Raw genomic sequence first — 2,299 nt, forward strand, 5'->3', positions numbered from 1 at the left:
ATCGTATGTGATGGATAAATATTTACTCCACTTTTACTAGATTCGGCTACTGCGGCCATTGCTGTTGCTACGGTTCTAGCTTCAATTGCTTTATAAGGACGTAATGGACCAACCATGAATACATTGAAGAAAGCACTTGCTTTTGCTGCAATTTTTTCACCAAAACGAAATTCTGATCTTTCCCCTAATAATAATGATGGCCTAAAAATATGGACGGATGGTAAATCTAACTTACCAAGAGATTCCTCAACTTCACCTTTAACTTGATTATAAAAAATCCTTGATTTTGGATTTGAACCCATCGCGGTTATAATGAGAAATTTCTCTACCCCACTCACTTTTGCTATTTTGGCTGCCTCGATTGGATATTCATAGTCTACTTTCCGAAAAGCTTCTTTGCTTTTTGCTTTTTTTATTGTAGTCCCTAAACAGCAAAAGACGTCTGTTACCTGAAATAATTCTCGGTATGTATGAAGCTGCTCAAAATCAACAACATGCTCTTCACATACAGCATTATTGCTTTCAATCGGTCTTCGAACTAACAAATGTAACTTTTCATAATTTTTTTGTTGGGTGAGTATTTTTACTAATTCATTACCTACTAGTCCGGTAGCACCTAGAATCAGGGCCGTTTTTTTTCTGTTTTTCACATCTAGTCCCCTTTCGATCCAACCATTTAACTCAATTCCTATAAAAAAATTTATGAATCGACTACATTTAGATTATGGCATAATCCCCAGGAATAATGAAGAATATTAATCCTCATAAGTATAATTTTGCCTTTTTGTATAAACATAAAAAGAATGATACAAAACTGATGAAGTAATTATGGAAAATAACGATACAGTTTTAAATATAATAGATAAAAACGTGGATAAAATTGAAGATTTAATTGACCTGAAAAATAGATCTTTGGAGAACTTAAAGCGATATTCTTCGCCCTTCTTAGTTCCTATATAGCAGCCGACCCTTTTTTCAATTGGCGGTATAGCTATTCTGTCCCTATTCAAATCGCGATATTTATGGGAGCTTATTGGATTAGTAAGAGAAATAAATTTTCACCTTTAAGTGAGGAAGACAAAGCGATATAAACCTTTGTAATTCTAAACTTTTGAAATTAATTTGGTTTTTATGTTCAATTATTTTCTCGTTGGACATACTGAAGGATGTGAAATTTTTTTAAAGGAGGAACATAGATGCCTAACGATTTCCAATTTAGTAATTTTATTAATGAGGTTTCGTTGCAGACGAAAATGGAAAATGTATGGAGTAATACTTGTGGGTCGTGGCAGAATTGCAATGAAGAAACTATCCAAGCGTTTCTAGCCCAGTGCCTCGATTATAATATTGACCCGCAATATTGTATGAGCTGGGTAGAACAGCATAAGGATGAAATTCCAAATTGGACGAATGTGTCGGAAACCTCGCTTGGATGGGTAAACGCGCACACCTCAACGGGTTCAGCGATTTCGATTTCTGAGCAGGATTTTAATTAATTTTTATAGGAGGGTGATACCCTCCCTTTTCATTTTATTATTGCATGGTCATTGGTTTCTATGGATTAACTCTACTAACCTCTCTAATCCATCAAGGAGCCGTGGAGAGGGTCTACAATAAAGCTCTTCCTCAAGTATCAGAATACGCTCATCACTTAAAAATCCTAACTTCTCAAATCCAGACCGCTTTTTCACGATGCTTTTTTGAATCTTTTCCTTCCTTACACCTACCCAAGCAAGACAAATAAAATCGGGCTTGCGACTTACTACATCCTCCCAATCCGTCTGAACACTAGCTAATTCAACATCTTGAAAGATATTCACTGCTCCAGCAGCCTGGGAGATCTCTGTAAGCCAGTTTACTTTTCCTGGGGTAAATATCGGCTTTGGCCACCATTCCCAGTATAAACTTGGCCGGTAACTAAGATTTGCACTTCGCTGTTTTACTTTTTCAAGGCGGAAACGAAATTGCCGGGCCGCCTCCACTCCCCGTTCAAGTTCCCCTAGTGCTTCAGCTATTGTCATTAAATCATTTTCAATATCAGTTAGTGATTGCGGATTTAAAACAAGATGTGGAATCCCACGTTTCTGTAAAGCTTCCACGTTTTTTTCCATCCCTGGAACACTTAGAGATGCAAGGACCATGTCTGGCTGTAATTGTTCAACCAAATCCATATTAATGGACAAATCTGGACCTAACTTAGGGAGACTTTCGATTGAGGCTGGCCAATCGGAAAAGTCGTCCACTCCTACTAATAAGTGTGTTAAACCCAGATATTCGATGACTTCCGTATTACTTGGGC

General features: G+C 37.2%; 3 protein-coding genes. 1 reads left to right on the plus strand and 2 read right to left on the minus strand.

Translation table 11 applies throughout. From position 1 onward, the window contains the following. The coding region (locus V7137_RS27205; protein ID WP_335700958.1) for an NAD(P)H-binding protein at positions 1-650 on the minus strand (650 nt) is incomplete at its 3' end. A 546-nt stretch (positions 651-1,196) separates the two neighbouring features. Here V7137_RS27205 and V7137_RS27210 point away from each other — a divergent pair. Continuing rightward, on the plus strand, positions 1,197-1,496 hold the full coding sequence (locus V7137_RS27210) for a hypothetical protein (protein WP_335700959.1): 300 nt from the start codon (positions 1,197-1,199) through the stop codon (positions 1,494-1,496). A gap of 48 nt (positions 1,497-1,544) precedes the next feature. On the opposite strand, the gene V7137_RS27215 is transcribed toward V7137_RS27210, so the two are convergent. Continuing rightward, positions 1,545-2,299, minus strand: a 755-nt coding sequence (locus V7137_RS27215; RefSeq protein WP_335700960.1) for a cobalamin-binding protein, incomplete at its 5' end; no start/stop codon positions are given.

Source organism: Neobacillus drentensis (genome assembly GCF_036962765.1).
GTDB lineage: Bacteria > Bacillota > Bacilli > Bacillales > Cytobacillaceae > Neobacillus > Neobacillus drentensis_C.